Source organism: Mesorhizobium sp. P5_C1, assembly GCF_054049815.1.
Window position 1 is genome coordinate 1 of the sequence record NZ_JBFULQ010001225.1, and the last position, 782, is coordinate 782.

The 782-nt window shown below is 56.1% G+C and carries 2 protein-coding genes; both read right to left on the reverse strand.

The genetic code is table 11. From position 1 onward, the window contains the following. Positions 1-195 (reverse strand): 30S ribosomal protein S15 (gene rpsO / locus ACXJ7R_RS35015; RefSeq protein WP_457155786.1); only part of this gene is annotated, 195 nt, incomplete at its 3' end. A 182-nt stretch (positions 196-377) separates the two neighbouring features. Further along, a partial coding sequence (locus tag ACXJ7R_RS35020) for a CorA family divalent cation transporter (protein ID WP_457155787.1) occupies positions 378-782 on the reverse strand: 405 nt, incomplete at its 5' end.

Sequence of the window (782 nt, forward strand, 5' to 3'; positions counted from 1 at the left end):
GCTGCGGCGCTGGGAGACGAGAGCGAGCAGACCACGGCGGGAATGGTTATCCTTCTTGTGGTCTTTGAAATGGTCGGTCAGGTTCTTGATGCGCTCGGAAAGGATGGCCACCTGGACTTCCGGAGACCCGGTATCGCCCTTGGCGGTTGCGAATTCACCCATCAATTCCTGTTTGCGCTCGGCAGTAATCGACATCGTGTTTTTCCTTATCTGTTTGAGGAAACGGGTCGCCCTCAGCCGGGATGTCGTCCAGCAGGGGCCGGTGCAAGCAAAGCTTCATAGCGCTATGCTGCGGCGCGTATAGTGCAATTCCCGAGAAAACACCAGCCCAATTCACAAGCCGGCTTTTCAGCCCAAAATGACAGGTTTTATCCTTGTTATAGCCATTTCTTCCATTTGAAGAAGGCGATCAGCCCAAACGCGACAAGCGCCATGAACAGCAACGATGCCGGATAGCCATAATAGGCTTTCAGCTCCGGCATGTTCCAGGGCGAAGACTCCGGATCGAAATTCATGCCCCAGATGCCGACCAGGAAGGTGAGCGGCATGAAGATGACCGAGACGATGGTGAGGTAGCTGATGACGTCGTTGGTGCGCGCCTGGCTCAGCGACAGATGCATCTCGATCAGGCCGGTCAGCATGTCGCGCTGGGTTTCGACCAGTTCGATCAGCCTGAGCGAATGGTCGAGCGTGTCGTTGAGAAAGATCTTGGTCTCACCCTTCACATAGGGCACGTCGTTGCGGATCAGCGTTGCCAGCGCATCGCGCATCGGCCACAGCAC